At 58.1% G+C, this 2964-nt stretch carries 1 protein-coding gene; it reads right to left on the bottom strand.

Features of this window, described 5'->3' with window-relative positions; translation table 11 throughout:
• Nucleotides 1–223: 223 nt before the first annotated feature.
• Nucleotides 224–2964 (bottom strand): immunoglobulin domain-containing protein (locus AC6FTP_RS26635; protein WP_497209928.1); only part of this gene is annotated, 2741 nt, incomplete at its 5' end.

Genomic DNA, 2964 nt, shown 5'->3' with positions numbered 1-2964 from the left:
CGTGAGTCTCATACTCTGACCATGCTTGTGCCACTGCGCCTCCCGCAATAGGAACGAGTTGAGCGAGGGTACGCACTGACCCTGCGATGATGGCTTTCGTATCGTCATTCATGGCATAGCGAGTTGAAGTTGTGAGGGGGTCTGACTCAATTGGATGCTTGTTCGATGAAATAGGTGGTCTCATGAATCAACTTGACGGTCTTGGCGCAGTGGGCTGAAAACATCACTTCTCTAGTCGCACGCGGCCTGACGTGAGCGGTGCAGTGGCAGCGGTGGATGCAGGAAGGAGGAAGTGACCATAGCCGCGTTTGGCATTGCCAGCCTCGTAGTCGATGATCACACCGGTGAAGCTGGAAGTCACGGCGGGGCTGCCGGATTTGAAGCTGCCCGTGTAGATGCCGGTCTTCGGGTCGATCTTCAATGTGGCTGTGCTGGAGTTGGTGGGCACGTAGACCGTGTTGGGCGTGGCGATGGTGAACGGAACGGTGAATGAGGTGAGGCCAGCTTCGCTAAAGTCCATGGTCAGATTGGCGGGTGCTCCAGTGAGGCCGAGGAAGGTATAGATGTTGTTAGGCGTGTGCTTGCCGCCGGAGAGTTCCAGCGGATGAACCAGGAACCCGCCTTTGTAGCTCCGGTCGATCACGGCGAGTGGCTGGGGGATTTTATACCAGTCAAACGCGGGAATGACGTCGCTAACGAGATCGAGTGTGGTGGCATTGATGAAGCACTCGCCCTGGAGACTGCCGGTGTTTTTGTACATCATGACATGCAGTGGGATGTGGCGGTCTGCGGTCATGATGGTGCCAAAAGTGAGGCCAGTGCCGTCAGCCGCTTTGCCCGCCCAGGTGGCGACGCCAGTCTTGCTGATCGCGAGCGTGGCGTAGCCGTCGCCCTGCGGCAGCCTGAGATCACCCGACGCTGCGCTGGTCTCGATGCCGGCGGTGTAGCCGCCCGTCTGCGCCACGTTGCTGGTCGCAGTCCATGGATTGCGCCTCGCATCAAACATAGCCTCAACACCCGTGCCAGACGGCTGGTGAATGGTCACGCCGTTCAACGTCTCATGCACAGCGATGAGCACTTCATCAGCTTCGTTGAAAGCGAGCGCCACGGGCTGATCGAGTCCATTAATGTCCACATAATCTGAGACCGCACCGACGACGCCGTTGGGATTGATCTGACGCAGCACTTTGTCGCCCACGATCAAAATGCCATTGCCGACCGTGGCGATACCCATCGGCTCGATAAAGCGCGCATTGGCCAGCAAGCCGTCGGCATAACCTTCAACGCCGGGTGATCCGGCATGAGTCGTCACGGTTCCTGTCAGCGTGACTTTGCGGATGACATTGTTGCCGCTGTCGGTCACAAACAGTGCTTTCGTCAGCGGCTCATACACGACGCCGCGCGGCGTGTTAAACAGAGCCGCGATGCCGCCGCCATCCTTGTGGCCAGCGGTGTCCGCTTTGCCCGCGAGCGTTGTGACAACTCCTGCGGGTGTGATCTTGCGGATCGTGTGATTGCCACGATCCACGACATACAGATTGCCCGCCGGATCAAAGCACAGCGCGCTGGGCAGATTGAAGCGTGCAGCCGCGCCAGTCGCGTTCGTGTTGCCGATTTGATCAGCCGTCCCTGCAAAACTGGTGACGACTCCCAGCGCGGTGATTTTGCGGATCATGGCATTGCCCGTGTCGGCCACATAGAGATTGCCCAGCGCATCCATCGCGAGTCCTTCAGGCGATTCAAACGAAGCGGCTGTGCCTGTGCCGTTGCTTTCACCAGCCACGTTCGCTGTGCCGGCAAAAGTGGTTACCGCGTCATTCGCCACCAAGCGGATAACGTGGTTGCCAGTGTCCGCTAGAAAGCCGTCACCATTCGGGCGCAGAGCGATGCCGCGCGGTCCATTGAAGAGAGCGTCTTCGACAGGGCCGTTGAGAAAGCTCGGTGTATCCGGCCCGCCCAAGTCCTGATTTCCCGTGACGATCTCAAATTCAGGATCAGTGATCCTGCCCTGCATCAAGTCATTGCCACGCACGATGTTCATCGTCAGTTCCAGATTTCCCAAAGTTGCGGGCGTGCGTTTGATCGTGAGCAGCGCCGTCGGATCATTACCCACGGAGATGTCGAGTGCGCCAACGACACTATGCTTTTGGCCTGCTAGCGTTGCAAAACCCGACACCACACCTGTGCTGGCGACGGTGACCTGTACATAGCCGCCCATACCGAAGTTCGAGAAGCTTTCACGCGACACGACACCGTTGAAGGTACCAACAATCGTGGGATCAAGCGCCTCGATCGTGAGATAGAAGTCTAACGCCGGGCCAACATTGAAGGGATTGGTGGCTTTGAAAGTGAGTTTGTTCGGGATGTAGAGACCCGTGGTTTTATTCTTCAGACTCGGTGTCGTCGGCTTGCCTTTAATGCGGCCCGTTTTCGTATCAAACGTCATGCCTGCGGGCAGGCCAACCAGCGAGAACCCAGTCGGGAAGTTGCTCGCGGTGATCATTTCATCAATCGGCTGGCTCACCGACACGGCCGCAGGCAACGGGATGGGATTCAGCACTGGCACCGCATCGACGACTTGCACCACCGTGTCCCCATTGGTGATAAAGGGATCATTGCCGGGTGTGTTTAGCGTGACGATGCAGGTGTAGTTCCCCGCATTCTCCGTGCCGATTTTCGTGATGCTTAGCGCCGCCTTGTCCGCGCCTGTGATGACGCTGAGATTGGCCTGCGTGCCGTTACTCAAAACATTGCCGGAGCGTCTCCATGAGTAGATGACCGAGACACCTGGAGCTACCGGTGCAGCGACGGTGCATTTCAGACTCAGCGCCGCGCCTTTCTTCAAAACCTGCGTTCCCTGACTCAGCGTCACGAGTCCCAGATAAGCTGACTGTGAAGGCACGGGCGGCCCGACAGGATTATCAGCCACCACGCTGTAAGCCGCCGCATCCGCCGCTTTGGTCA

Source organism: Prosthecobacter sp., from assembly GCF_044378005.1.
Lineage (GTDB): Bacteria > Verrucomicrobiota > Verrucomicrobiia > Verrucomicrobiales > Verrucomicrobiaceae > Prosthecobacter.
The sequence above is the reverse complement of the archived record's forward strand: the minus strand, read 5'-3'. Positions and strand labels throughout refer to the sequence as shown.